Annotated in this window: 25 protein-coding genes; all 25 read right to left on the bottom strand. The window is 68.0% G+C overall.

The window, feature by feature from the left end:
* Positions 1-9: 9 nt before the first annotated feature.
* Positions 10-543, bottom strand: coding sequence for a 50S ribosomal protein L6 (gene rplF / locus MET2598_RS0125860; protein ID WP_012330327.1), 534 nt, complete (start codon positions 541-543; stop codon positions 10-12).
* Positions 544-576: 33 nt separating this feature from the next.
* Positions 577-972 (bottom strand): 30S ribosomal protein S8, encoded by a 396-nt coding sequence (gene rpsH / locus MET2598_RS0125855; RefSeq protein ID WP_012330328.1) that lies wholly within the window; start codon positions 970-972, stop codon positions 577-579.
* A gap of 16 nt (positions 973-988) precedes the next feature.
* A complete protein-coding gene (rpsN, locus tag MET2598_RS0125850; protein ID WP_012330329.1) occupies positions 989-1,294 on the bottom strand; it encodes a 30S ribosomal protein S14 in 306 nt (101 codons plus the stop codon).
* A gap of 44 nt (positions 1,295-1,338) precedes the next feature.
* Complete coding sequence (gene rplE, locus MET2598_RS0125845) at positions 1,339-1,905, bottom strand: 50S ribosomal protein L5 (RefSeq protein WP_012330330.1); 567 nt, start codon at positions 1,903-1,905, stop codon at positions 1,339-1,341.
* On the bottom strand, positions 1,898-2,215 hold the full coding sequence (gene rplX, locus MET2598_RS0125840; RefSeq protein WP_012330331.1) for a 50S ribosomal protein L24: 318 nt from the start codon (positions 2,213-2,215) through the stop codon (positions 1,898-1,900). Before rplX ends, rplE begins: the two co-directional genes overlap by 8 nt.
* Positions 2,215-2,583: a 50S ribosomal protein L14 gene (gene rplN, locus MET2598_RS0125835; protein WP_012330332.1), complete on the bottom strand. Its 369-nt coding sequence runs from the start codon at positions 2,581-2,583 to the stop codon at positions 2,215-2,217. Before rplN ends, rplX begins: the two co-directional genes overlap by 1 nt.
* 271 nt (positions 2,584-2,854) lie before the next feature.
* Complete coding sequence (gene rpsQ / locus MET2598_RS0125830) at positions 2,855-3,115, bottom strand: 30S ribosomal protein S17 (protein WP_012330333.1); 261 nt, start codon at positions 3,113-3,115, stop codon at positions 2,855-2,857.
* Positions 3,116-3,127: 12 nt separating this feature from the next.
* Positions 3,128-3,343: a 50S ribosomal protein L29 gene (rpmC, locus tag MET2598_RS0125825; protein ID WP_012330334.1), complete on the bottom strand. Its 216-nt coding sequence runs from the start codon at positions 3,341-3,343 to the stop codon at positions 3,128-3,130.
* 13 nt (positions 3,344-3,356) lie between these two features.
* Complete coding sequence (rplP, locus tag MET2598_RS0125820) at positions 3,357-3,770, bottom strand: 50S ribosomal protein L16 (RefSeq protein WP_018262847.1); 414 nt, start codon at positions 3,768-3,770, stop codon at positions 3,357-3,359.
* 34 nt (positions 3,771-3,804) lie between these two features.
* Positions 3,805-4,563 carry a 30S ribosomal protein S3 gene (gene rpsC, locus MET2598_RS0125815; RefSeq protein WP_012330336.1) on the bottom strand — a complete coding sequence of 253 codons (759 nt, stop codon included), beginning with the start codon at positions 4,561-4,563 and terminating at the stop codon, positions 3,805-3,807.
* A 10-nt stretch (positions 4,564-4,573) separates the two neighbouring features.
* A complete protein-coding gene (gene rplV / locus MET2598_RS0125810) occupies positions 4,574-4,957 on the bottom strand; it encodes a 50S ribosomal protein L22 (RefSeq protein WP_012330337.1) in 384 nt (127 codons plus the stop codon).
* 1 nt (position 4,958) lies between these two features.
* Positions 4,959-5,237, bottom strand: coding sequence for a 30S ribosomal protein S19 (rpsS, locus tag MET2598_RS0125805; protein ID WP_012330338.1), 279 nt, complete (start codon positions 5,235-5,237; stop codon positions 4,959-4,961).
* Between the two features lie 12 nt (positions 5,238-5,249).
* Complete coding sequence (gene rplB, locus MET2598_RS0125800) at positions 5,250-6,086, bottom strand: 50S ribosomal protein L2 (protein WP_012330339.1); 837 nt, start codon at positions 6,084-6,086, stop codon at positions 5,250-5,252.
* A gap of 26 nt (positions 6,087-6,112) precedes the next feature.
* Entirely contained in the window at positions 6,113-6,409 is a 297-nt protein-coding gene (locus MET2598_RS0125795; protein ID WP_012330340.1) for a 50S ribosomal protein L23, read from the bottom strand.
* On the bottom strand, positions 6,406-7,026 hold the full coding sequence (rplD, locus tag MET2598_RS0125790) for a 50S ribosomal protein L4 (RefSeq protein ID WP_012330341.1): 621 nt from the start codon (positions 7,024-7,026) through the stop codon (positions 6,406-6,408). Before rplD ends, MET2598_RS0125795 begins: the two co-directional genes overlap by 4 nt.
* A complete protein-coding gene (gene rplC / locus MET2598_RS0125785; RefSeq protein WP_012330342.1) occupies positions 7,026-7,766 on the bottom strand; it encodes a 50S ribosomal protein L3 in 741 nt (246 codons plus the stop codon). The genes rplD and rplC overlap by 1 nt, the downstream gene beginning before the upstream one ends.
* 50 nt (positions 7,767-7,816) lie before the next feature.
* Positions 7,817-8,125: a 30S ribosomal protein S10 gene (rpsJ, locus tag MET2598_RS0125780; RefSeq protein ID WP_018262845.1), complete on the bottom strand. Its 309-nt coding sequence runs from the start codon at positions 8,123-8,125 to the stop codon at positions 7,817-7,819.
* Positions 8,126-8,210: 85 nt separating this feature from the next.
* Positions 8,211-9,401: an elongation factor Tu gene (gene tuf / locus MET2598_RS0125775; protein ID WP_012330344.1), complete on the bottom strand. Its 1,191-nt coding sequence runs from the start codon at positions 9,399-9,401 to the stop codon at positions 8,211-8,213.
* A 109-nt stretch (positions 9,402-9,510) separates the two neighbouring features.
* The gene (gene fusA / locus MET2598_RS0125770) at positions 9,511-11,586 is read right to left on the bottom strand and encodes an elongation factor G (protein WP_018262844.1); all 2,076 of its coding nucleotides are present in this window, start codon (positions 11,584-11,586) and stop codon (positions 9,511-9,513) included.
* Between the two features lie 35 nt (positions 11,587-11,621).
* A complete protein-coding gene (gene rpsG / locus MET2598_RS0125765; RefSeq protein WP_012330346.1) occupies positions 11,622-12,092 on the bottom strand; it encodes a 30S ribosomal protein S7 in 471 nt (156 codons plus the stop codon).
* A 117-nt stretch (positions 12,093-12,209) separates the two neighbouring features.
* Positions 12,210-12,581 carry a 30S ribosomal protein S12 gene (rpsL, locus tag MET2598_RS0125760; RefSeq protein ID WP_012330347.1) on the bottom strand — a complete coding sequence of 124 codons (372 nt, stop codon included), beginning with the start codon at positions 12,579-12,581 and terminating at the stop codon, positions 12,210-12,212.
* Between the two features lie 539 nt (positions 12,582-13,120).
* The gene (gene rpoC / locus MET2598_RS0125755) at positions 13,121-17,323 is read right to left on the bottom strand and encodes a DNA-directed RNA polymerase subunit beta' (protein WP_018262843.1); all 4,203 of its coding nucleotides are present in this window, start codon (positions 17,321-17,323) and stop codon (positions 13,121-13,123) included.
* 183 nt (positions 17,324-17,506) lie between these two features.
* A complete protein-coding gene (rpoB, locus tag MET2598_RS0125750; RefSeq protein WP_012330349.1) occupies positions 17,507-21,631 on the bottom strand; it encodes a DNA-directed RNA polymerase subunit beta in 4,125 nt (1,374 codons plus the stop codon).
* Between the two features lie 299 nt (positions 21,632-21,930).
* On the bottom strand, positions 21,931-22,311 hold the full coding sequence (gene rplL / locus MET2598_RS0125745; protein WP_012330350.1) for a 50S ribosomal protein L7/L12: 381 nt from the start codon (positions 22,309-22,311) through the stop codon (positions 21,931-21,933).
* Between the two features lie 54 nt (positions 22,312-22,365).
* The gene (rplJ, locus tag MET2598_RS0125740; protein ID WP_012330351.1) at positions 22,366-22,893 is read right to left on the bottom strand and encodes a 50S ribosomal protein L10; all 528 of its coding nucleotides are present in this window, start codon (positions 22,891-22,893) and stop codon (positions 22,366-22,368) included.
* Positions 22,894-23,398 lie beyond the last annotated feature (505 nt).

Genomic DNA, 23,398 nt, shown 5'->3' with positions numbered 1-23,398 from the left:
CGGCCGCCCTTACTTCTTCTTGCCTTCCTTGCGGAAGATGAACTCGTCGGAGTACTTCACGCCCTTGCCCTTGTAGGGCTCCGGTCCGCGATACTCGCGGATCTCGGCGGCGATCTGTCCGACGCGCTGCTTGTCGATGCCGGCCACGATGATCTCCACCGGACGCGGGGTGGTGATCGTGATCCCGGCCGGGATCTCGTACTCGACGTCGTGGCTGTAGCCGAGCGACAGCTTGAGCACCTTGCCGGCGACCGCGGCGCGGTAGCCGACGCCGTTGATCTCCAGCTTCTTCTCGAAGCCCTTGGTCACGCCCTCGATGAGGTTGGCGACCTGGGCCCGCGAGAGGCCCCACATCGCGCGGGCCTCCTTGGTCTGGCTGCGGGGCTGGACCGAGATCGCGCCGTCGGCGTGGCTGACCTCGACCAGGTCGGGCACGCGGAACGACAATTCGCCCTTCGCGCCCTTGATCTTCACGTTCTGGCCGTCGACCGTGGCGGTGACGCCGGCCGGGACGGTCACGGGCTTCTTGCCTACGCGGGACATGTTCGTCTCTCCTCGTCGGGTGGGGTCTGCCGGTCAGAAGACCTTGCAGAGCACCTCGCCGCCGACGTTGCGCTCGCGCGCCTCGTGGTCGGCCATGACGCCCAGCGGAGTGGACACGATGGTGACGCCCAGGCCGTCGGCGACGCGCGGCAGGGTATCGACCGACGAATAGACCCGGCGGCCGGGCTTCGAGACGCGCTCGATCGAGCGGATCACGGGCTGGCCGTCATGGTACTTGAGCTCGATCGCGAACTCGGTGCGCCCGTTGCCGTAATCGGTGGTCGCGTAGTCGCGGATGTAGCCCTCGGACTTCAGCACGTCGAGGATGCGGGCGCGGAGCTTGGAGCCCGGCGTCTGCACCACGTTGCGGCGGCGCTGCTGACCGTTGCGGATGCGGGTGAGCATATCGCCCACGGGATCGGTGATCATCGGCTGTGCCCTCCCCTCACCAGCTGGACTTCACGAGGCCGGGGATCATCCCGCGGGAGCCGAGGTCCCGCAGCGCGACACGCGAGATGCCGAGCTTGCGGTAATAGGCCCGGGGACGGCCGGTCATCGCGCAGCGATTGCGGATGCGGGTGGGGTTGGCGTTGCGGGGCAGCTCCGCCAGCTTGAGGCGCGCCTCGAAGCGGTCCTCCATCGGCAGCGACTCGTCGTTCGCCGTCGACAGCAGCGCCTCGCGCTTGGCGGCGTAGCGCTTCACCAGCGCCACCCGCTGCTTGTTTCTCTCGATCTTGCTCTTCTTGGCCATGTCTGTCGCTCTCCGGTTGCCGCGTCTGAGGGGCTAGCCGCCCCTCACTGCCGGAACGGGAAGTTGAAGTGCTTGAGCAGGGCGCGGGCCTCGGCATCGGTCTTCGCCGTCGTGGTGACGACGATGTCCATGCCCCAGGCGTTCTGCGCCTTGTCGTAGTTGATCTCCGGGAACACGAGGTGCTCGCGAAGGCCGAGCGCGTAGTTGCCGCGCCCGTCGAAGGATTTCGGGTTCAGGCCGCGGAAATCGCGCACGCGCGGCAGCGCGATGGTGATCAGGCGGTCCATGAACTCGTACATGCGCTGGCGGCGCAGGGTGACCTTGCAGCCGATCGGCATGTTCTCGCGCACCTTGAAGGTCGCGATGGCCTTGCGGGCCCGGGTGATGACCGGCTTCTGGCCGGCGATCAGGCCGAGATCCTCGGCCGCCACGGTCGCCTTCTTGGAATCCTGGGTCGACTCCCCGACGCCCATGTTGATCGTGATCTTCTCGATCGTGGGCACCTGCATGGGGTTCGTGTAGCCGAACTCCTGGATCATCTTCGCACGCACGACCTCGTCGTAGTGCTTCCGCAGTCGCGGCGTGTAGCCGTCCTTGCGCGCCTCAGCCATCGATCAGATCTCCCGAGCGCTTCGCGAAGCGCACCTTGCGCCCGTCCTCCAGGATGCGGAACCCGACCCGGGTCGGCTTGCCGTCCTTGGGGTCGGCGACCGCGAGGTTCGACAGGTCGATCGCGGCCTCCTTCGAGATGATGCCGCCCTCCTGCGTCTGGGTCTGGCGCTGGTGGCGCTTCACCAGGTTCACCCCGCGGACCAGCGCGCGGTTCTCCTTCGGCATCACCTGGATCACTTCGCCGGTGCGGCCCTTGTCGCGCCCGGTCAGGACGACGACCTTGTCGCCCTTCTTCACCTTGGCGGCCATCACAGCACCTCCGGGGCGAGCGAGATAATCTTCATGTGGTTGCGCGCGCGCAGCTCGCGCGGCACCGGTCCGAAGATGCGGGTCCCGATCGGCTCCTTCTGGTTGTTGATCAGCACGGCCGCGTTGCGGTCGAAGCGGATCACCGACCCGTCCGGACGGCGCACGTCCTTGGCGGTGCGCACGACGACGGCCTTCATGACGTCGCCCTTCTTGACGCGCCCGCGCGGAATCGCCTCCTTCACCGACACCACGATGATGTCGCCGACGCCGGCGTATTTCCGCTTGGATCCGCCGAGCACCTTGATGCACATCACGCGACGCGCACCGGAATTGTCGGCGACGTCCAGATTCGTTTGCATCTGGATCACGGCCCAACACCCTTTCCTTGTTTCAGGCAGGTCTCCGCGGCGCGGCATGCGGCGCGGACGGCAGCCTGATGGGGATCTGACGTCCCCGCCATTGAAACGACCGCGCTGCGGCATCGGGGCCGGCGCGGTCAACGATCGCGACGAAGGGCGCGAACACCCGGTCAGCTGTCGTGGAGGCCGGTCGGCTACACCGGATCGGCCCCGATGGCAAGCGGCAATCCGGTGCCGGCGCGAGGCGCCCGCTCCCCCGCGGGGGGAGCGGCGCCGCGCCTCACGCCTCGGTGGCCGCCACGTCCCGCGCCTCGCCCTCGACCAGCCGCCAGGTCTTGAGCTTGGAGAACGGCCGCGACTCCTCGATGAACACCGTCTGGCCGACCTTGGCCGCGTTGTTCTCGTCGTGGGCGTGGTAGTTCTTCGACCGCCGGACGGTCTTCTTCATTACCGGGTGGGTGAAGCGGCGCTCCACCTTGACCACGATGGTCTTGTCCTGCTTGTCGCTGACGACGACGCCCTGCAGCACGCGCTTCGGCATGGGCTTCTCTCCTTAGCCTTGCGCCGCCTGCAGCGTCTTGCGGCGCTGCAGGGTCCGGACGCGGGCGATGTCGCGGCGCACCTCGCGGATGCGCGCGACGTTCTCGAGCTGACCCGTCGCCCGCTGGAAGCGCAGGTTGAACTGCTCCTTCTTCAGGTTGACGAGCTCCTCGCCGAGCTGATCGGGCGACATCGCGCTCAGATCAGACAGTCGCTGGGACGACTTCATGGTTGGGCCTCCCTCAATCCACGATGCGCTGGATGAAGCGCGTGCGGACCGGCAGCTTGGCGGCGCCGAGGCGCAGCGCCTCGCGGGCGATGTCCTCGGCGACGCCGTCGATCTCGAACATGACCCGGCCCGGGTGGACGCGGGCCGCCCAGTACTCGGGCGAGCCCTTGCCCGAGCCCATGCGGACCTCGGTCGGCTTCTGGGTCACGGGCACGTCCGGGAAGATCCGGATCCACACGCGGCCCTGGCGCTTCATCTCGCGGGTGATCGCGCGGCGGGCCGCCTCGATCTGGCGCGCGGTGACGCGCTCGGGCTCCAGGGCCTTGAGGCCGTAGGAGCCGAAGTTCAGGTCCGTCCCGCCCTTCGCGGTGCCGTGGATGCGGCCCTTGAACTGCTTGCGGAACTTCGTCTTCTTGGGTTGCAGCATGGCTGTCTCTCAAACTCCAGCGGGCGTGAGCCGATCAGGCCGCGTCGCGCCCGCCGCGATCGCCGCGGTCGCGATCCCGGTCGCCACGCTCACGATCACGGTCGCGACGCCCGCCCGAGCGGCCGCCCTCCTCCTGGGCCCGCTTGTCCTGGGCCATCGGGTCGTGCTCGAGGATCTCGCCCTTGAACACCCACACCTTGATCCCGCAGGTGCCGTAGGTGGTGAAGGCCGTCGCCGTGCCGTAATCGACGTCGGCGCGCAGGGTGTGCAGCGGCACCCGGCCCTCGCGGTACCATTCGAGCCGCGCGATCTCGGCCCCGCCGAGGCGGCCCGAGCAGTTGATGCGGATGCCCTCGGCGCCGAGGCGCATCGCCGATTGCACGGCGCGCTTCATGGCCCGCCGGAAGGCGACGCGGCGCTCGAGCTGCTGGGCGATCGAGTCGGCGACGAGCGTCGCGTCGATCTCGGGCTTGCGCACCTCGATGATGTTGATCGTCACGTCGGCCTTGGTCATCGTGCCGACGAGCTTGCGCAGCTTCTCGATGTCCGCGCCCTTCTTGCCGATCACCACGCCCGGGCGGCCCGAGTGGATGGTGACGCGGCACTTCCGGTGCGGGCGCTCGATCACGATCTTGGAGACCGCCGCCTGCTTGAGCTGCTTCATCAGCGCCTGGCGGATCGCGACGTCCTCGTGCATGAGGCGGGCATACTCGCCCTTGTTCGCGTACCAGCGCGAGTCCCAGGTCCGGTTGATGCCGAGCCGGAGACCGATCGGATTGACTTTCTGTCCCATCAGTTCCTCCTCAGGCGGCCTCGGCCCGGACCTCACGCACCACGATGGTGAGGTTCGCGAACGGCTTCAGGATGCGGGCCCCCCGGCCGCGGGCGCGGGCGTGGAATCGCTTGAGAACCAGCGCCTTGCCCACGTAGGCCTCCTTGACCACGAGGTCGTCGACGTCGAGGTCGTGGTTGTTCTCGGCGTTGGCGATCGCGCTCTCGAGGCACTTCCGGACCTCGACCGCGATGCGCTTGCGCGAGAACTGCAAGTCGGCGAGCGCGTTCGCCACCTTCTTGCCCCGGATCAGCTGCGCGACGAGGTTGAGCTTCTGCGGGCTGACGCGCAGCATGCGCGCGACGGCCTTCGCCTCGTTCTCGGGGAGCGCGCGGGGTGCTGCTGCCTTGCCCATCTTAGCGCCTCTTCGCCTTCTTGTCGGCCGCGTGACCGTGGAAGGTCCGGGTCGGCGAGAACTCGCCGAACTTGTGCCCGACCATCTCCTCGGTGACGTAGACCGGGATGTGCTTCTGCCCGTTGTAGACCCCGAAGGTCAGGCCAACGAACTGCGGAAGGATCGTGGAGCGGCGGCTCCAGATCTTGATCACCTCGGCGCGGGTCGAGCCGCGCGCGGTCTCCGCCTTCTTCAGGAGGTAGCCGTCGACGAACGGCCCCTTCCAGACTGAACGTGCCATGGGTCGAAGCCCTTACTTCTTGCGGTTGTGGCGGCTCGACACGATGAAGGTGTCGGTGCGCTTGTTCGAGCGGGTCTTCTTGCCCTTGGTCGGGAAGCCCCAGGGGGTGACCGGGTGACGGCCGCCCGAGGTGCGGCCCTCGCCGCCGCCGTGCGGGTGATCGATCGGGTTCATCGCGACGCCGCGGTTGTGCGGGCGCCGGCCGAGCCAGCGCTTGCGCCCCGCCTTGCCGAGCGAGATGTTCATGTGGTCGGGGTTCGAGACCGCGCCCACAGTGGCGTAGCACTGGCCGTGCACGAGGCGCTGCTCGCCCGAGTTGAGGCGCAGCGTCACGTAGCCCTGGTCGCGGCCGACGATCTGGGCGTAGTTGCCCGCCGAGCGCGCCAGCGCCCCGCCCTTGCCGATCTTGAGCTCGACATTGTGGACGATCGTGCCCACCGGCATGTTGCCGATCGGCATGGCGTTGCCCGGCTTGATGTCGACCTGCTCGCCCGAGACCACCCGGTCGCCGGCCTTCACGCGCTGCGGCGCCAGGATGTAGCTCTGGCCGCCGCCCTCGTAGCTCACGAGGGCGATGAAGGCGGTGCGGTTCGGATCGTACTCGATCCGCTCCACGGTCCCGACCTTGCCAGCGAATTCACGCCGCTTGAAGTCGACGTTGCGCAGGGTGCGCTTGTGGCCGCCGCCGCGGAAGCGGACGGTCACCCGGCCGAGGTTGTTGCGGCCGCCGGAGGAGATCTTGCCCTCGGTCAGCGCCTTCACCGGCTTGCCCTTGTAGAGCTCGGACCGGTCCACGATCACGAGCTGGCGAAGGCTCGGCGTGACCGGCTTGAATGTCTTCAAAGCCATCGTCGTGTTCCCTTACCGCCGTTCCGTCACAGCCCGGTCGTGACGTCGATCGTCTGGCCCTCTTCGAGGGTCACGATCGCCTTCTTCACGTCCGAACGCTGGCCCCGCTGCCCGCGGAACATCTTGGTCTTGCCCTTGGTGATCAGCGTGTTGACGCTCTTCACCTTGACCTCGAACAGCCGCTCGACCGCTTCCTTGATCTGCGGCTTGGTGGCCTTCGGGGCGACCCGGAAGACCACCTTGTTCAGCTCCGAGAGGTTGGTGGCCTTCTCGGTGATCACCGGAGCGACGATCACGTCGTAGTGGCGCGGATCCGCACTCATTTGAAACGCGCCTCCAGCGCATCGACGGCCGCGCGCGTCAGGACGAGCTTGTCGCGCCGCAGGATGTCGTAGACGTTGATGCCCTGCACCGGCAGGACGTCGATGGACGGCAGGTTGCGCGCGGCGCGGCCGAAATTCTCGTCCACCTCGGCGCCGCCGATGATCAGCGCGTTCGACCAGCCGAGTGCGCCGAAGCGGTCCTTGAGGGCCTTGGTCTTGCCGTCCTCCAGCCGCACGTCGTCGACGACGACGAGGGAGGCGGCCCGCGCCTTGGCCGAGAGGGCGTGGCGGAGCGCCAGCGCCCGCACCTTCTTGGGAAGGTCGTGGGCGTGGGAGCGCACCACCGGCCCGAAGGCCCGGGCGCCGCCGCGGAATTGCGGGGCCGAGGCGGCGCCGTGGCGGGCGTTGCCGGTGCCCTTCTGCTTGTACATCTTCTTGGTGGTCCGGCTGATCTCGGACCGGGTCTTCACCTTGTGGGTGCCGGCCTGGCGCTTGGCCAGCTGCCAGCGCACGCAGCGCTGGAGCAGGTCGGCGCGCGGCTCGAGCCCGAAGATGGCCTCGTTGACCTCGACCGAACCGGCCTCGCCGCCGTCGAGGGTCGTGATCTCGAACTTCATCACGCGTTCTCCTCAACCGCCGGAGCCTCGGGGGCGGCGTCCACCGCCGGGGCCGCGCCGTCGGCGAGTTCGCGGAACTTGCCCGGCATCGGCGCCTCGGCCGGCAGCTTGCGCTTCACGGCGTCGCGGATCTGGATCCAGCCGCCGGCCACGCCCGGGACCGCGCCCTCGACCAGGATCAGGCCGCGCTCCGGATCGGTGCGCACGACGCGCAGGTTCTGGGTCGTGACCCGCTCGACGCCGAGATGGCCCGGCATCTTCTTGTTCTTGAAGGTCTTGCCCGGGTCCTGGCGGCCGCCGGTCGAGCCGATCGAGCGGTGCGAGATCGACACGCCGTGCGTGGCGCGCAGGCCGCCGAAGTTCCAGCGCTTCATGCCGCCGGCGAAGCCCTTGCCCGTGGTCGTGCCCGTCACGTCGACGAACTGGCCCGGGATGAAGTGGTCCGCGGTGATCTCGGCGCCGACCGGGATCAGCGCGTCCTCGGTCACGCGGAACTCGGCGAGCTTGCGCTTCGGCTCGACCTTGGCGATCGCGAAGCGGCCGCGCTCGGCCTTGGACACGTTCTTGACCTTGGCCTTGCCGACGCCGACCTGCAGCGCGACGTAGCCGTTCTTCTCGACCGTGCGGTGGGCGACCACCTGGCACTGATCGACCTTGAGCACGGTGACCGGAACATGCTCGCCGGCGTCCGTGAAGACGCGGGTCATGCCGACCTTCTGTGCGATGACTCCTGAGCGCATGGTTCTCCCCCGCGCGGTTCTGCCCGAAGCTCCAGCGATCCGTCCGGATCCTAGAGCTTGATCTCCACGTCCACGCCCGCGGCGAGGTCGAGCTTCATCAGCGCGTCCACGGTCTGCGGGGTGGGGTCGACGATGTCGAGCACGCGCTTGTGGGTGCGCATCTCGAACTGCTCGCGCGACTTCTTGTCGATGTGGGGCGAGCGGTTGACGGTGAAGCGCTCGATCCGGGTCGGCAGCGGGATCGGCCCGCGGACCTGGGCCCCGGTCCGCTTCGCCGTCGAGACGATCTCGCGGGTCGACGTATCCAGGATGCGATGATCGAACGCCTTCAGGCGAATGCGGATGTTCTGGCCGTTCATGATGTTCTCGTCCTCGCGACGGGGAAGGGGCGGGCTCGAGGGCCCGCCCCCTCACCTGTCCCGTTGGCTCTGAGCGGGCTCTTGGTTACTCGGAGATGGAGGCGACGACGCCGGCGCCGACGGTGCGGCCGCCCTCGCGGATGGCGAAGCGCAGCTTCTCCTCCATCGCCACCGGCACGATCAGCGTCACGTCCATCGTCACGTTGTCGCCCGGCATCACCATCTCGGTGCCCTCGGGAAGCTGAACCACCCCGGTCACGTCCGTCGTCCGGAAGTAGAATTGCGGACGGTAGTTCGTGAAGAACGGCGTGTGCCGCCCGCCCTCCTCCTTCGTCAGGATGTACGCCTCCGCCTTGAACTTCGTGTGCGGCTTCACCGAGCCCGGCTTGCACACCACCTGACCGCGCTCGACGTCCTCCCGCTTGGTCCCGCGAAGCAGCACGCCGACGTTGTCCCCGGCCTGACCCTGGTCCAGCAGCTTGCGGAACATCTCCACGCCCGTCACCGTCGTCTTGGTGGTCGGACGGATCCCCACGATCTCGACCTCCTCGCCCACCTTGATGATCCCGCGCTCGACACGGCCCGTCACCACCGTGCCGCGCCCCGAGATCGAGAACACGTCCTCGATCGGCATCAGGAACGGCAGGTCGATCGGACGCTCCGGCTGCGGGATGTACTCGTCCACCGTCTTCATCAGCTCGAGGATCGCGTCGTGACCGATCTTCGGCTCCCGGTTCTCCAGCGCGCACAGCGCCGAGCCCTTGGTGATCGGGATGTCGTCGCCCGGGAAGTCGTACTTCGACAGAAGCTCCCGCACCTCAAGCTCCACAAGGTCGAGAAGCTCCGGGTCGTCGACCATGTCGACCTTGTTCATGAACACCACCAGCGCCGGAACGCCGACCTGCCGCGCCAGCAGGATGTGCTCGCGCGTCTGCGGCATCGGGCCGTCCGCCGCCGACACCACCAGGATCGCGCCGTCCATCTGCGCCGCCCCGGTGATCATGTTCTTCACGTAGTCCGCGTGACCGGGGCAGTCCACGTGCGCGTAGTGACGGTTCGGCGTCTCGTACTCCACGTGCGCCGTCGAGATCGTGATCCCCCGCGCCTTCTCCTCCGGCGCCTTGTCGATCTGGTCGTAGGCCGTGAACGTCGCCCCGCCCGCCTCCGCAAGCACCTTCGTGATCGCCGCCGTCAGGGACGTCTTGCCGTGGTCAACGTGCCCGATCGTCCCGATGTTGCAGTGCGGCTTCGTCCGCGAAAACTTTTCCTTCGCCATCGCCAATCTCCGTCACGATCTGTCTGGTCAGGTCGGGTCCGCGCGGGTCGCCGCGTCGGGCCCTCTCGGGGTCGGGGCGCCCGGCCGTCGGCCGGGGCCCTCGGGGTCGTCAGGCGTACTTCGCCACCACCTTCTCGGCCTCGCCGCGCGGGACCTCCTCGTAGTGGTCGAACTGCATCGTGAAGTTCGCGCGCCCCTGGGTGAAGGAGCGGAGCTGGTTCACGTAGCCGAACATGTTCGCGAGCGGCACCATCGCGTTGATGACGTTGGCGTTGCCGCGCATGTCCTGGCCCTGGATCTGGCCGCGCCGGGAGTTCAGGTCGCCGATGACCGAGCCGGTGTAATCCTCCGGGGTCACGACCTCGACCTTCATCACCGGCTCGAGCAGGACCGAGCCGCCCTTCTGAAGGGCCTCGCGGAGCGCCGCCCGCGAGGCGATCTCGAAGGCGAGCGCCGACGAATCGACCTCGTGGTAGGCGCCGTCGATCAGCTCCACCTTGATGTCGACCACCGGGAAGCCCGCCAGGATGCCCGCGGTGAGCACGCTGTTGAGGCCCTTCTCGACGCCCGGGACGTACTCCTTGGGCACCGCGCCGCCGACGATCTTCGACTCGAAGGCGTAGCCGGCGCCCGGCTCGTTCGGCTCGACCACCAGCTTCACCCGCGCGAACTGACCGGTGCCGCCGGTCTGCTTCTTGTGGGTGTAGTCGATCTCGGTCCGGCGGGTCAGCTTCTCCCGGTAGGCGACCTGCGGCTGGCCGATATTGGCCTCGACCTTGTAGGTGCGCTTCAGGATGTCGACCTTGATGTCGAGGTGGAGCTCGCCCATCCCCTTCAGGATGGTCTGGCCCGATTCCGGATCGGTCGAGACCCGGAAGGACGGGTCCTCGGCGGCGAGCTTCGAGAGCGCGATGCCGAGCTTCTCCTGGTCCGCCTTCGACTTCGGCTCGACGGCGATCTCGATGACCGGCTCGGGGAACTCCATCTTCTCGAGGATCACCGCCTTGGTCGGGTCGCAGAGCGTGTCGCCGGTGCGGGTGTCCTTGAGGCCCGCCAGCGCCACGATGTCGCCCGCGTAGGCCTCCTTGATGTCCTCGCGGTTGTTGGCGTGCATCAGCAGCATGCGGCCGACGCGCTCGCGCTTGTCGCGGGTCGAGTTCAGGAGGTTGGCGCCCGACTCGACCTTGCCGGAATAGATGCGGCAGAAGGTGATGGTGCCGACATGCGGGTCGTCCATGATCTTGAACGCCAGCATCGAGAAGGGCTCGGCGTCGGACGGCCGGCGGACGACCTCCTCCTCGGTCTTGTAGTCGATGCCCTTGATCTCGCCGCGGTCGGCGGGCGAGGGCAGGTAGTCGACCACGGCGTCGAGCAGGGGCTGCACGCCCTTGTTCTTGAAGGCCGAGCCGCAGAGCACCGGGTGGAAGGCGCGCCGCTGCACCGCCGTGCGCACGAGCCGGCGCATCGTGTCCTCATCCGGCTCGACGCCGTCGAGGTAGGCGGTCATGGCGTCGTCGTCCATCTCGACGCAGGCCTCGATGAGCTTCGTGCGGTACTCCGCCGCCTGCTCGGCGAGGTCGGCCGGGATCGCCTCCTCGGAGAAGTTGGCCCCGAGCGCCTCGCCCGACCACACGATCGCCTTCATCTTGATCAGGTCGATCACGCCGCGGAAGTTGCTCTCGGAGCCGATCGGCAGCTGCAGGCAGACCGGCTTGCCGGCGACGCGGTCGATGATGTCGGCGACGCACTTGAAGAAGTCGGCGCCGATCTTGTCCATCTTGTTGACGAAGACGACGCGCGGGACGTCGTACTTGTCGGCCTGGCGCCACACGGTCTCGGTCTGGGGCTCGACGCCCTGGTTGCCGTCGAGCACGCAGACCGCACCGTCGAGCACGCGCAGCGAGCGCTCGACCTCGATGGTGAAGTCGACGTGGCCGGGAGTGTCGATGATGTTCAGGCGCTTGTCGCGCCAGAAGCAGGTCGTCGCGGCCGAGGTGATCGTGATGCCACGCTCCTGCTCCTGCTCCATCCAGTCCATCGTGGCGGCGCCCTCGTGGACCTCGCCGATCTTATGGGACTTGCCGGTGTAGTAGAGGATCCGCTCGGTCGTCGTGGTCTTGCCGGCATCGATGTGGGCCATGATGCCGAAGTTGCGGTAGTCCTCGATCGCGTGCGTGCGGGGCATCGGGGGTGCTCCTGGAAAGCGGGAGAGACCGCTGGTTACCAGCGGTAATGCGAGAAGGCGCGGTTGGCCTCGGCCATCCGGTGGGTGTCTTCCCGCTTCTTGACGGCGGCGCCGCGGTTGTTGGCGGCATCGAGGAGTTCGGCGGAGAGGCGCTCGACCATGGTGCGGTCGTTGCGCGAGCGCGCGGCCTGGATCAGCCAGCGGATCGCCAGGGCCTGCCGGCGCTCGTGACGGACCTCGACCGGCACCTGGTAGGTGGCGCCGCCGACGCGCCGCGAGCGCACCTCGATCGCCGGGGCGACGTTGTCGAGGGCGGCGCGGAACACCTCGATCGGGTTGGCGCGGGCCCGGCTCTCGATGATGTCGAAGGCGCCGTACACGATGCTCTCGGCGACCGACTTCTTGCCCTCGTACATGACCGAGTTCATGAACTTGGTGAGGACCACGTCCCCGTACTTGGGATCCGGGATGATCTCACGCTTCTCGGCAGAGTGGCGGCGGGACATCGCGCGCTTCCTTCAGGTCTTGCAATACGATCTGGTACGCCCCGCGCAGGCCGCCTTGAGCATCGAGGCCGGCGGCATCCTTGCGGGGCAGGCGATGGGGCAACGGGTCGGAGGGGCTTACTTCGGCCGCTTGGCGCCGTACTTCGAGCGGCGCTGCTTGCGGTTCTTGACGCCCTGGGTGTCGAGCACGCCGCGCAGGATGTGGTAGCGCACGCCCGGCAGGTCCTTCACGCGGCCGCCGCGGATCATGACCACGGAATGCTCCTGGAGGTTGTGACCCTCGCCCGGAATGTAGCCGATCACCTCGAAGCCGTTGGTCAGGCGGACCTTCGCCACCTTGCGCAGCGCCGAGTTCGGCTTCTTCGGCGTCGTGGTGTAGACGCGGGTGCAGACGCCGCGCTTCTGCGGGCAGGCATCCAGGGCCGGCACCTTGTTGCGGCTCTTCTGGATCTTCCGCGGATTGGCGATCAGCTGGTTGATCGTCGGCATGCCATTCCTCTCGCAACGCATCGCCGTCCGGGGCGATCGTCAGAATTCCATCTCGTCCGGGCGGGCCGGCGCTTTCAGGTCAGCGCAACGCAAATCGCGCCCCAGGCTGAAAACCAGCCTTTGGCGCGCCATGCGAGCAGAGGACCACCGGAGCGCGAGCTCCCGCGGTCATGCCGGTCTGACACGTGTCAGTCGGTTTGAAGTTCGGTCGCGTTTAGGCGGCGTGGATCGAGGCTCGAAGGGCACGTCGATCAGCTGCCGCCTACGGCCAGCCGTTCAGTGGGAGGGGTCCTAGTCCTTCGGGGTGGCGGTGTCAAGCGTTAAGGCCGGGTTTCGCGGCGCGCGGGTGCGTGCGGCCGGACGGGAGGGGCCTTCGCGTCGCGGGAGCGTCCCCGTGCGGGCGCCTGAGGTGCAGCGTGACGCCGGCGAGGGCGCGGCGTCGTGCCCCCGCCCCTGGGATGGGACGGGCGCAAGAGAAAGGGCCGGCACCGCCCCTGGGCGGCGCCGGCCCTCGCTGGGGCGCGACGGTCTGCCCTCGCCTACTCGGCGGCGGGCAGTTCCTGCAGGGCCGCGCCGCTCTCGGCGGTCTTCTGGGCCATGATCAGCTCGTCGCGGCGCCGCGCGATCGACTTGATGTCGGCGATCATCGCGCCCGTGCCCGCCGGGATCAGCGAGCCGACGATCACGTTCTCCTTCAGCCCCTCGAGGGTGTCGACCTTGCCGTTGACCGCCGCCTCGGTGAGGACGCGGGTGGTCTCCTGGAAGGACGCCGCCGAGATGAACGAGCGGGTCTGCAGCGAGGCCTTGGTGATGCCGAGCAGGACGGGCACGCCCTGCACCGGCTTCTTGCCCTCGGAGACCAACTGCTCGTTGATCTCCTGCAGCTCCGTCCGGTCGATCTGGTCGCCGGTCAGGATCTCGGAATCGCCGCTGTCGGTGATCTCCACCTTCTGCAGCATCTGGCGGACGATCACCTCGATGTGCTTGTCGTTGATCGACACGCCCTGCAGCCGGTAGACCTCCTGGATCTCGTTGACGAGGTAGGCCGCGAGCTCCTCCACGCCCTTGATCGCCAGGATGTCGTGCGGCGCCGGGTTGCCGTCGACGATGAAGTCGCCGACCTCGACCACGTCCCCGTCCTGAAGGTGGATGTGCTTGCCCTTCGGGATCAGGTACTCGACCGGCTCGGACCCGTCATGCGGGGTGAGCGACAGGCGACGCTTGTTCTTGTAGTCGCGCCCGAACGAGATCGTGCCCGACTTCTCCGCGATGATCGCCGCGTCCTTCGGGCGCCGCGCCTCGAACAGCTCCGCCACCCGCGGCAGACCGCCGGTGATGTCGCGGGTCTTGGCGCTCTCGGTCGAGACGCGGGCCAGGATGTCGCCGGCCTTGACCCGGGCGCCCGGATCCACGCCGATGATCGCCTCCACGGGCAGCAGGGCGCGGGCGTCGGAGCCGCGGGGCAGCTTCAGCACCTTGCCGTTCTGGTCGTGGATCGCGAGCGCCGGGCGCAGGTCGGCGGTGCGCGCCGAGCCCCGCCAGTCGATGACGACGCGCTTGGCGATGCCGGTCGACTCGTCGGTGGTCTCGGTGATCGACTGGCCGTCGATCAGGTCCTCGTAGGCGACGATGCCGTCGACCTCGGTCAGGATCGGCCGGGTGTAGGGGTCCCACTCGGCGATGCGCTGGCCGCGCTTGATCGAGTCGCCCTCGTCGACCCGGACGCGGGCGCCGTATTGCAGGCGGTGGACCGCCCGCTCGGTGCCGTCCGGCCCGACGATCACCACGGCCACGTTGCGGCCGATGGCGATCAGGTCGCCGTCCGAGTTGCGGGCGAGGCCGCGGTTGCGGATCCTCACCGTGCCCTCGAAGCTCGACTCGATGAAGGACGAATCCGCGATCTGGGCCGCGCCGCCGATGTGGAAGGTCCGCATCGTCAGCTGGGTGCCCGGCTCGCCGATCGACTGCGCCGCGATGACGCCGACCGCCTCGCCCTGGTTGACGGGGGTGCCGCGGGCGAGGTCGCGCCCGTAGCAGGTGGCGCAGACGCCGTTCTTGGTGGCGCAGACCAGCACGGAGCGGATCTTCACCTCCTGGATGCCGGCCTTGTTGATGGCGTCCAGGTGGCGCTCCTCGATCATCTGGCCCTTGGGCACGATGATCGAGCCGTCCTGCGCGACGAGGTCCTCCGCCGTGGCGCGGCCGAGGATGCGGGTCGCGAGCGTCGCCACGACCTGCCCGGCATCGATGATCGCCCGCATGCGGATCCCCGCATCGGTGCCGCAATCCACCTCGCGGATGACCGCGTCCTGCGCCACGTCGACGAGGCGGCGGGTCAGGTAGCCCGAATTCGCGGTCTTCAGGGCGGTGTCGGCGAGGCCCTTGCGGGCGCCGTGCGTCGAGTTGAAGTACTCGAGCACGTCCAGGCCTTCCTTGAAGTTCGAGATGATCGGGCTCTCGATGATCTCGCCCGACGGCTTCGCCATCAGGCCACGCATCGCCGCGAGCTGCTTCATCTGGGCCGGCGAGCCGCGCGCGCCGGAGTGGCTCATCATGTAGATCGAGTTGACCTGCTTGTCGGCGCCCTTCTCGTCCTTCTGCACCGAGGAGATGCGGTTCATCATCTCGCTGGCGAGCCGGTCCGAGCACTTCGCCCAGGCGTCCACGACCTTGTTGTACTTCTCACCCTGGGTGATCAGACCGTCCTGGTACTGCTGCTCGTAGTCCTTCACCAGGGCGCGGGTCTCGTCGACGATCGTCCACTTGTTCTCCGGCACGACCATGTCGTCCTTGCCGAAGGAGATGCCGGCCTTGAAGGCGTGGCTGAAGCCCAGGCCCATGATGCGGTCGCAGAAGATCACCGACTCCTTCTGACCGCAATGGCGGTAGACGGTGTCGATCATCGCCGAGATCTCCTTCTTGGTCATCAGCTTGTTGACGACGTCGAAGGGAACCTTGGGGTGGCGCGGCAGCACGCTGGAGAGGATGACGCGGCCGGGCGTGGTGTCGTAGGTGCGCGTGACCTCCTCGCCGTCCGGGCCGAGGCCCTTCCAGCGCCACTTGATCTTGGAGTGCAGCGTCACCGCCCGCGAGGCCAGGGCGTGCTCCAGCTCGCCGAAATCGCCGTAGACGCCCTGCATCGGGTTCTGCGGGTTGTTCGACTTGTACTCGCCTGGCGCGCCGTCGGCGACGATCGACAGGTAGTAGAGCCCGAGCACGATGTCCTGCGAGGGCACGATGATCGGGGCGCCGTTCGCCGGGTGCAGGATGTTGTTGGTCGACATCATCAGCACGCGCGCTTCCAGCTGCGCCTCGAGCGACAGCGGGACGTGCACGGCCATCTGGTCGCCGTCGAAATCCGCGTTGAAGGCGGCGCAGACGAGCGGGTGCAGCTGGATCGCCTTGCCCTCGATCAGCTTCGGCTCGAAGGCCTGGATGCCCAGCCGGTGCAGCGTCGGCGCCCGGTTCAGCATCACCGGGTGCTCGCGGATCACCTCGTCGAGGATGTCCCAGACCTCCGGCTTCTCCTTCTCGACCAGCTTCTTGGCCTGCTTCACCGTGGCCGAGAAGCCCTTGGCGTCGAGGCGCGCGTAGATGAACGGCTTGAACAGCTCAAGCGCCATCTTCTTGGGCAGGCCGCACTGGTGCAGCTTCAGTTCGGGGCCGACCACGATGACCGAGCGGCCCGAATAGTCGACGCGCTTGCCGAGCAGGTTCTGGCGGAACCGGCCCTGCTTGCCCTTCAGCATGTCGGCGAGCGACTTCAGCGGGCGCTTGTTGGCGCCCGTGATGACGCGGCCGCGGCGGCCGTTGTCGAACAGCGCGTCGACCGCCTCCTGCAGCATCCGCTTCTCGTTGCGGATGATGATGTCGGGCGCGCGCAGCTCGATCAGCCGCTTCAGGCGGTTGTTGCGGTTGATGACGCGCCGGTAGAGGTCGTTGAGGTCGGAGGTCGCGAAGCGGCCGCCGTCCAGGGGCACCAGCGGCCGCAGGTCCGGCGGGATCACCGGCACGACCGTCAGGATCATCCATTCCGGCTTGTTGCCCGAGAGCTGGAACGCCTCGATGATCTTGAGGCGCTTGAGCAGCTTCTTGGGCTTCAGGTCGGAGGTGGTCGTGGCGATCTCCTGGCGCAGGTCGGCCGCGATCTTCTCCAGGTTGAGGTCCTGGAGGATGCGCCGGATCGCCTCGGCGCCGATCATCGCCGTGAAGGAATCCTCGCCGTACTCCTCCTGCGCGCGCAGGTACTCCTCCTCCGAGAGGAGCTGACGCTCCTTGAGGGGGGTGAGGCCCGGCTCGATGACGACGTAGGACTCGAAGTAGAGGATGCGCTCCAGGTCCTTGAGCGCCATGTCGAGCAGCAGGCCGATGCGGCTCGGCAGGGACTTCAGGAACCAGATATGGGCCACGGGCGCCGCGAGCTCGATGTGGCCCATGCGGTCGCGCCGCACGCGCGCGAGGGTGACCTCGACGCCGCACTTCTCGCAGATGACGCCCTTGTACTTCATCCGCTTGTACTTGCCGCACAAGCACTCGTAATCCTTGATCGGCCCGAAGATCCGCGCGCAGAACAGGCCGTCCCGCTCCGGCTTGAAGGTCCGATAGTTGATGGTCTCGGGCTTCTTGATCTCACCGTAGGACCAAGACAGGATCTTCTCAGGCGACGAGATCGAGATCTTGATCTGGTCGAAGCTCTGAGGCTGAGCCTGCTGGTTGAAAAGATTCATGACCTCTTGGTTCATGATCATCTCCTTGAAGCGGACGTGTCACCCGGGGCGGGTGGGGTGACGCGTCGCGCTTGAACTCCGCGAAGGGTCGTGTCTCCCGCAGACCGGGAGGCGCCTCCCGGCCGGGCCGGGAGGCGTGAGCGGGCGCGCGAGGCCGCGGGATAGCTCCCGCGTCGCGCCCGCCGCGTCGGGTCGGTCCTACTCGGCCGCCTCCGGCGGCGCCTCGAGCTGGTCGTTGGCGGCGCGCTTGGAGGAGATCAGCTCGACGTTGAGGCCGAGCGAGCGCATCTCCTTCACCAGCACGTTGAAGCTCTCCGGGATACCGGCCTCGAAGGTGTCGTCCCCGCGCACGATGGCCTCGTAGACCTTGGTGCGGCCGGCGACGTCGTCCGACTTGACCGTGAGCATCTCCTGCAGCGTGTAGGCCGCCCCGTAGGCTTCGAGCGCCCAGACCTCCATCTCGCCGAAGCGCTGGCCGCCGAACTGCGCCTTGCCGCCCAGCGGCTGCTGGGTGACGAGCGAGTAGGGGCCGATCGACCGGGCGTGGATCTTGTCGTCCACGAGGTGGTGCAGCTTGAGCATGTAGATGTAGCCCACCGTGACCTTGCGGTCGAAGGGCTCGCCGGTGCGCCCGTCGTAGAGCGTCGACTGCCCCGAGCGGTCGAGCCCGGCCATCTCCAGCATCGCCTCGATGTCGGCCTCCTTGGCGCCGTTGAAGACCGGCGTCGCCATCGGCACGCCGCGGCGCAGGTTGTTGCCGACCTCGGCGAGTTCGCGATCCGACAGGCCCTCCAGCTCGGAGGGGCTGTAGATCCGGCTCATCTGCTCGCGCAGGGGCTGCGCGTCCTGATTGCGCAGGTAGGCGTCGACCGCCTGCGCCACCTGGCGCCCGAGCCCGGCGGCCGCCCAGCCGAGATGGGTCTCGAGGATCTGCCCGACATTCATGCGGCTCGGCACGCCGAGCGGGTTGAGCACGATGTCCGCGTGCGTGCCGTCCTCCAGGAACGGCATGTCCTCGATCGGCACGATCCGGGACACCACGCCCTTGTTGCCGTGGCGGCCCGCCATCTTGTCGCCGGGCTGGATCTTGCGCTTCACCGCCACGAAGACCTTGACCATCTTCATGACGCCGGGGGGCAGTTCGTCGCCGCGCTGCAGCTTCTCGACCTTGTCGAGGAAGCGCTGCTCCAGGCGCTTCTTCGACTCGTCGTACTGCTTCTGCATCGCCTCGATCTCGGTCATCATCCGATCGTCGACGACCGCGAACTGCCACCATTGCGAGCGGGGATAGTCGGCCAGCACCTCGCGGGTGAGGAGCGTGTCCTTCTTGAACCCCTTCGGGCCGGCGACCGGGGACTGCCCCACCAGCACGTCGGCGAGGCGCGCGTAGGTGTTGCGGTCGAGGATCGCCTGCTCGTCGTCCCGGTCCTTGGCGAGGCGCTCGATCTCCTCGCGCTCGATGGCCTGGGCGCGCTCGTCCTTGTCGACGCCGTGCCGGTTGAACACCCGCACCTCGACGATGGTGCCGGTGACGCCCGGGGGCACGCGCAGGGAGGTGTCGCGCACGTCCGAGGCCTTCTCGCCGAAGATGGCGCGCAGGAGCTTCTCCTCCGGCGTCATCGGGCTCTCGCCCTTCGGCGTGATCTTGCCGACCAGGATGTCGCCCGCGTGGACCTCGGCCCCGATATAGACGATGCCGGCCTCGTCGAGGTTCTTGAGCGCCTCCTCGGAGACGTTCGGGATGTCGCGGGTGATCTCCTCCGGCCCGAGCTTGGTGTCGCGGGCCATCACCTCGAACTCCTCGATGTGGATCGAGGTGAACACGTCATCCTTCACGATCCGCTCGGAGAGCAGGATCGAGTCCTCGAAGTTGTAGCCGTTCCAGGGCATGAACGCGACGAGCACGTTGCGGCCGAGGGCGAGCTCGCCGAACTCCGTCGAGGGGCCGTCCGCGATGATGTCGCCCTTCTTGACGACCTCACCGACCCGGACCAGCGGCTTCTGCGTGATGCAGGTCGACTGGTTCGAGCGCTGGAACTTCTGCAGCCGGTAGATGTCGACGCCGGGCTTGGTCGGGTCGGTCTCCTCGGTGGCGCGGATGACGATGCGGGTGGCGTCGACCTGGTCGATCACCCCGGCGCGGCGGGCCGCGATCGCCGCCCCCGAATCGCGGGCGACCACCGCCTCCATGCCGGTGCCCACGAAGGGCGCGTCGGCCCGCACCAGCGGCACCGCCTGGCGCTGCATGTTCGAGCCCATCAGGGCCCGGTTGGCGTCGTCGTTCTCCAGGAACGGGATCAGCGCCGCGGCGACCGACACCAGCTGCTTGGGCGACACGTCCATCAGGTCGACGCGGTCGGGGGCGACCACGATCACCTCGCCCGCGCGGCGGCAGACCACGAGGTCCTCGGTCAGGCGGCGCTCGGCATCCATCGCGGCGCTCGCCTGCGCCACGTAGTACTTCGCCTCCTCCATGGCCGAGAGGTAGACCACCTCGTCGGTCACGACGCCGCCGCGCACCCGGCGGAACGGGGTCTCGATGAAGCCGTACTTGTTCACCCGCGCGAAGGTGGCGAGCGAGTTGATGAGGCCGATATTGGGCCCCTCCGGCGTCTCGATCGGGCAGATGCGGCCGTAATGGGTCGGGTGCACGTCGCGCACCTCGAAGCCCGCGCGCTCGCGGGTGAGACCGCCCGGCCCGAGCGCCGACAGGCGGCGCTTGTGCGTCACCTCGGAGAGCGGGTTGGTCTGGTCCATGAACTGCGAGAGCTGCGACGAGCCGAAGAACTCGCGCACCGCCGCCGCCGCCGGCTTGGCGTTGATCAGGTCCTGCGGCATCACGGTGTCGATGTCCACGGAGGACATCCGCTCCTTGATGGCGCGCTCCATGCGCAGGAGCCCCAGCCGGTACTGGTTCTCCATGAGCTCGCCGACCGAGCGGACGCGGCGGTTGCCGAGGTGGTCGATGTCGTCGATCTCACCCTTGCCGTCGCGCAGGTCCACCAGCGCCTTGACCACCGCCAGCATGTCCTCGCGCCGCAGCGTCCGCATCGTGTCGGGCGCGTCGAGGTCGAGGCGCATGTTCATCTTCACGCGGCCGACCGCCGAGAGGTCGTAGCGCTCGGCGTCGAAGAACAGCGAGTGGAACATCGCCTCGGCGGTGTCGAGGGTCGGCGGCTCGCCCGGACGCATCACCCGGTAGATGTCGAACAGCGCGCCCTCGCGGGCCGAGTTCTTGTCGACCGCGAGCGTGTTGCGGATGTAGGGACCGACGTTGACGTGGTCGATGTCGAGCACCGGGATCTCCTCGATCCCGACGTCGGAGAGCCCCTTCAGCAGCTTCTCGCTGATCTCGTCGCCCGCCTCCGCGTAGATCTCGCCGGTCTTGTAGTTGACCATGTCCTCGGCGATGTACTGGCCGACCAGATCCTCGTCGGTGGCGCGCAGCGCCTTGGTGCCCTTCTCGGCGATCTGGCGGGCGGCGCGCGCGGTCAGCTTCTTGCCGGCCTCCAGCACGACCTCGCCCGAATCGGCGTCGATGAGGTCGGTCGTGGCCTTGAAGCCCTTCAGGCGCTCGGCGTCGTAGGGCACGCGCCAGTCGCGCCCGTCCCGCGCATAGGTGATGCGGTTGTAGAAGGTCGACAGGATCTCCTCGCCGTCGAGGCCCAGCGCGAACAGCAGCGAGGTGACCGGGATCTTCCGCTTGCGGTCGATGCGCGCGTAGACGATGTCCTTGGCGTCGAACTCGACGTCGAGCCAGGACCCGCGATACGGGATGATGCGCGCGGCGAACAGCAGCTTGCCCGAGGAATGGGTCTTGCCCTTGTCGTGGTCGAAGAAGACGCCCGGCGAGCGGTGCATCTGCGAGACGATCACGCGCTCGGTGCCGTTGACGATGAAGGTGCCATTCTCCGTCATCAGGGGCATATCGCCCATGTAGACGTCCTGCTCCTTGATGTCCTTGACCGACTTGGCCCCGGTATCCGGATCGACGTCGAACACGATCAGGCGCAGCGTGACCTTCAGCGGCGCCGCGAAGGTGATGCCCCGCTGGCGGCACTCGTCGACGTCGTACTTCGGCGCCTCGAAGGTGTACTTGACGAACTCAAGCAGGGCGGTCGAGGAGAAGTCGGAGATCGGGAAGACCGACTTGAAGACGGACTGCAATCCTTCATCGGGACGGCCGCCCTCGGGCTCGTCGACCATCAGGAACTGGTCGTAGGACGCCTTCTGGACCTCGATGAGGTTCGGCATCTCGGCGACTTCCCGAATCTTGCCGAAGAACTTGCGAATGCGCTTGCGACCGACCAGCGTGTTGGCCATAGGTGACCTCGCTCCTCATCCACCGCCTCACGGGGCCGGAGGGACGCGGGGGGCCCCCTGCCGGGGCACCCCTGCCGCATCGACCTTCCCGGCCGGACCGCTTGCGGCGATCCTCACCCGAACGGAAACATATGGGGATCCATGCCCAGGATCCCGAGGGGGCGTCGAAGCAGCGCGCTCTTCGCCGGAAAACGCTCTAGCCCGCGGGCGCGAACCCGCGGGCTGGAGGGGCCGCGGCGCGCCGGCCTGAGCCGGCGGCCGCGACGCGAAGGTCCGGGCCCGTGCGGACCCGCATCGCCTTACTTGAGCTCGACCTTGGCGCCGGCCTTCTCGAGCTGGGCCTTGAGCTTGGCGGCGTCGTCCTTGGACACGCCCTCCTTGACCGGCTTCGGAGCGCCCTCGACCAGGTCCTTGGCCTCCTTGAGGCCGAGGCCGGTGATCGCGCGGACCTCCTTGATGACCTCGATCTTCTTGTCGCCGGCCGCGGCCAGGACGACGGTGAACTCGGTCTGCTCCTCGGCGGCCGGGGCGGCGGCGCCGCCGGCGGCCGGGCCGGCGGCCACGGCGACGGCCGCGGCGGCCGAGACGCCCCACTTCTCCTCGAGCATCTTCGCGAGCTCGGCGGCCTCGAGGACGGTCAGGGACGACAGGTCGTCGACGAGCTTGGCAAGATCAGCCATTTTCAGTTCCTGCGTGTTGTCGGTTTGAACGGTTGCGATGCGAGCGAAGCGCCGTCAGGCGGCCTCGTCCTTGTTCGCCGTGTCGGCATAGGCCCCGAACACGCGGGCGAGCTTCGCCGCCGGCGCGTTGACGACCTGGGCGATCTTGGTCGCGGGCGCCTGCACGAGGCCCACGATCTTGGCGCGCAGTTCGTCGAGGGACGGCAGCGTGGCCAGGGCCTTCACGCCGTCCGGGTTCAGGGCCGTCGCGCCCATGGCGCCGCCGAGGATCACGAGCTTGTCGTTACCCTTGGCGAAGTCCACCGCCACCTTGGCGGCCGCGACCGGATCGCTCGAATAGGCGAGCAGGGTCGGGCCCTTCAGGAGGGGCTTGATGGAGGCGACGTTCGTGCCGTCGAGAGCGATGTTGGCGAGGCGGTTCTTCGCGACCTTCACGGTGGCGCCGGCCTGCTTCATCTGCCTGCGCAGCTTCTGCATGTCGGCGACCGTGAGGCCCTTGTAGTGGGCCACGACGACCAGCGAGGTGGTGGAGAACACCTCGTTGAGCGACGCGACGAGATCAGCTTTTGCTGCTCTGTCCACCGGGCTCTCTCCGGTTGGCGGGACCGGGATGGTCCCACCGGTTGCACTTGCCGCCCGTGCTGAGCCGGGGCCTCGGAAGACCGCGGCGGCGCGAGCGACGCTTCACGGCCCTGTCCCCAACCGGCGGCCTTGCGGTCGCTGACGTTGGGTGAGATGGTTCAAACCGACGCCCTGCCCGCCCGCGAGGGCGGCGGGGGCGGAAAACTCGGTCTTCCCCGTCTGTGCAGGCTGGGGAATTAAGCCGGCGAGCCGGCGCCTGCAGTCTCGGACAGGACATGGCCGGACGGGGCGCGAGGGGAAACCCCTTGTGCCCGCCGGCCATTCGTCACCCGGTTGCCCGGGGACATCTCGTCAGGCCACGACCGATCGGTCGAGTCCTCTCAATGGTGTGAAAACGTGGAGCGCGGTCTATAGCGGCGTGCAAGCGCCCTGCCAAGTGGGGAGCGAGGTGGGGAACGAGGGATATTCGGTCGCAGGGCGTTGCCGCGCCCCTCCCCGGCAGCCG

The sequence above is a fragment of the Methylobacterium sp. WSM2598 genome (assembly GCF_000379105.1).
Classification (GTDB): Bacteria; Pseudomonadota; Alphaproteobacteria; order Rhizobiales; family Beijerinckiaceae; genus Methylobacterium.
The sequence above is the reverse complement of the archived record's forward strand: the minus strand, read 5'-3'. Positions and strand labels throughout refer to the sequence as shown.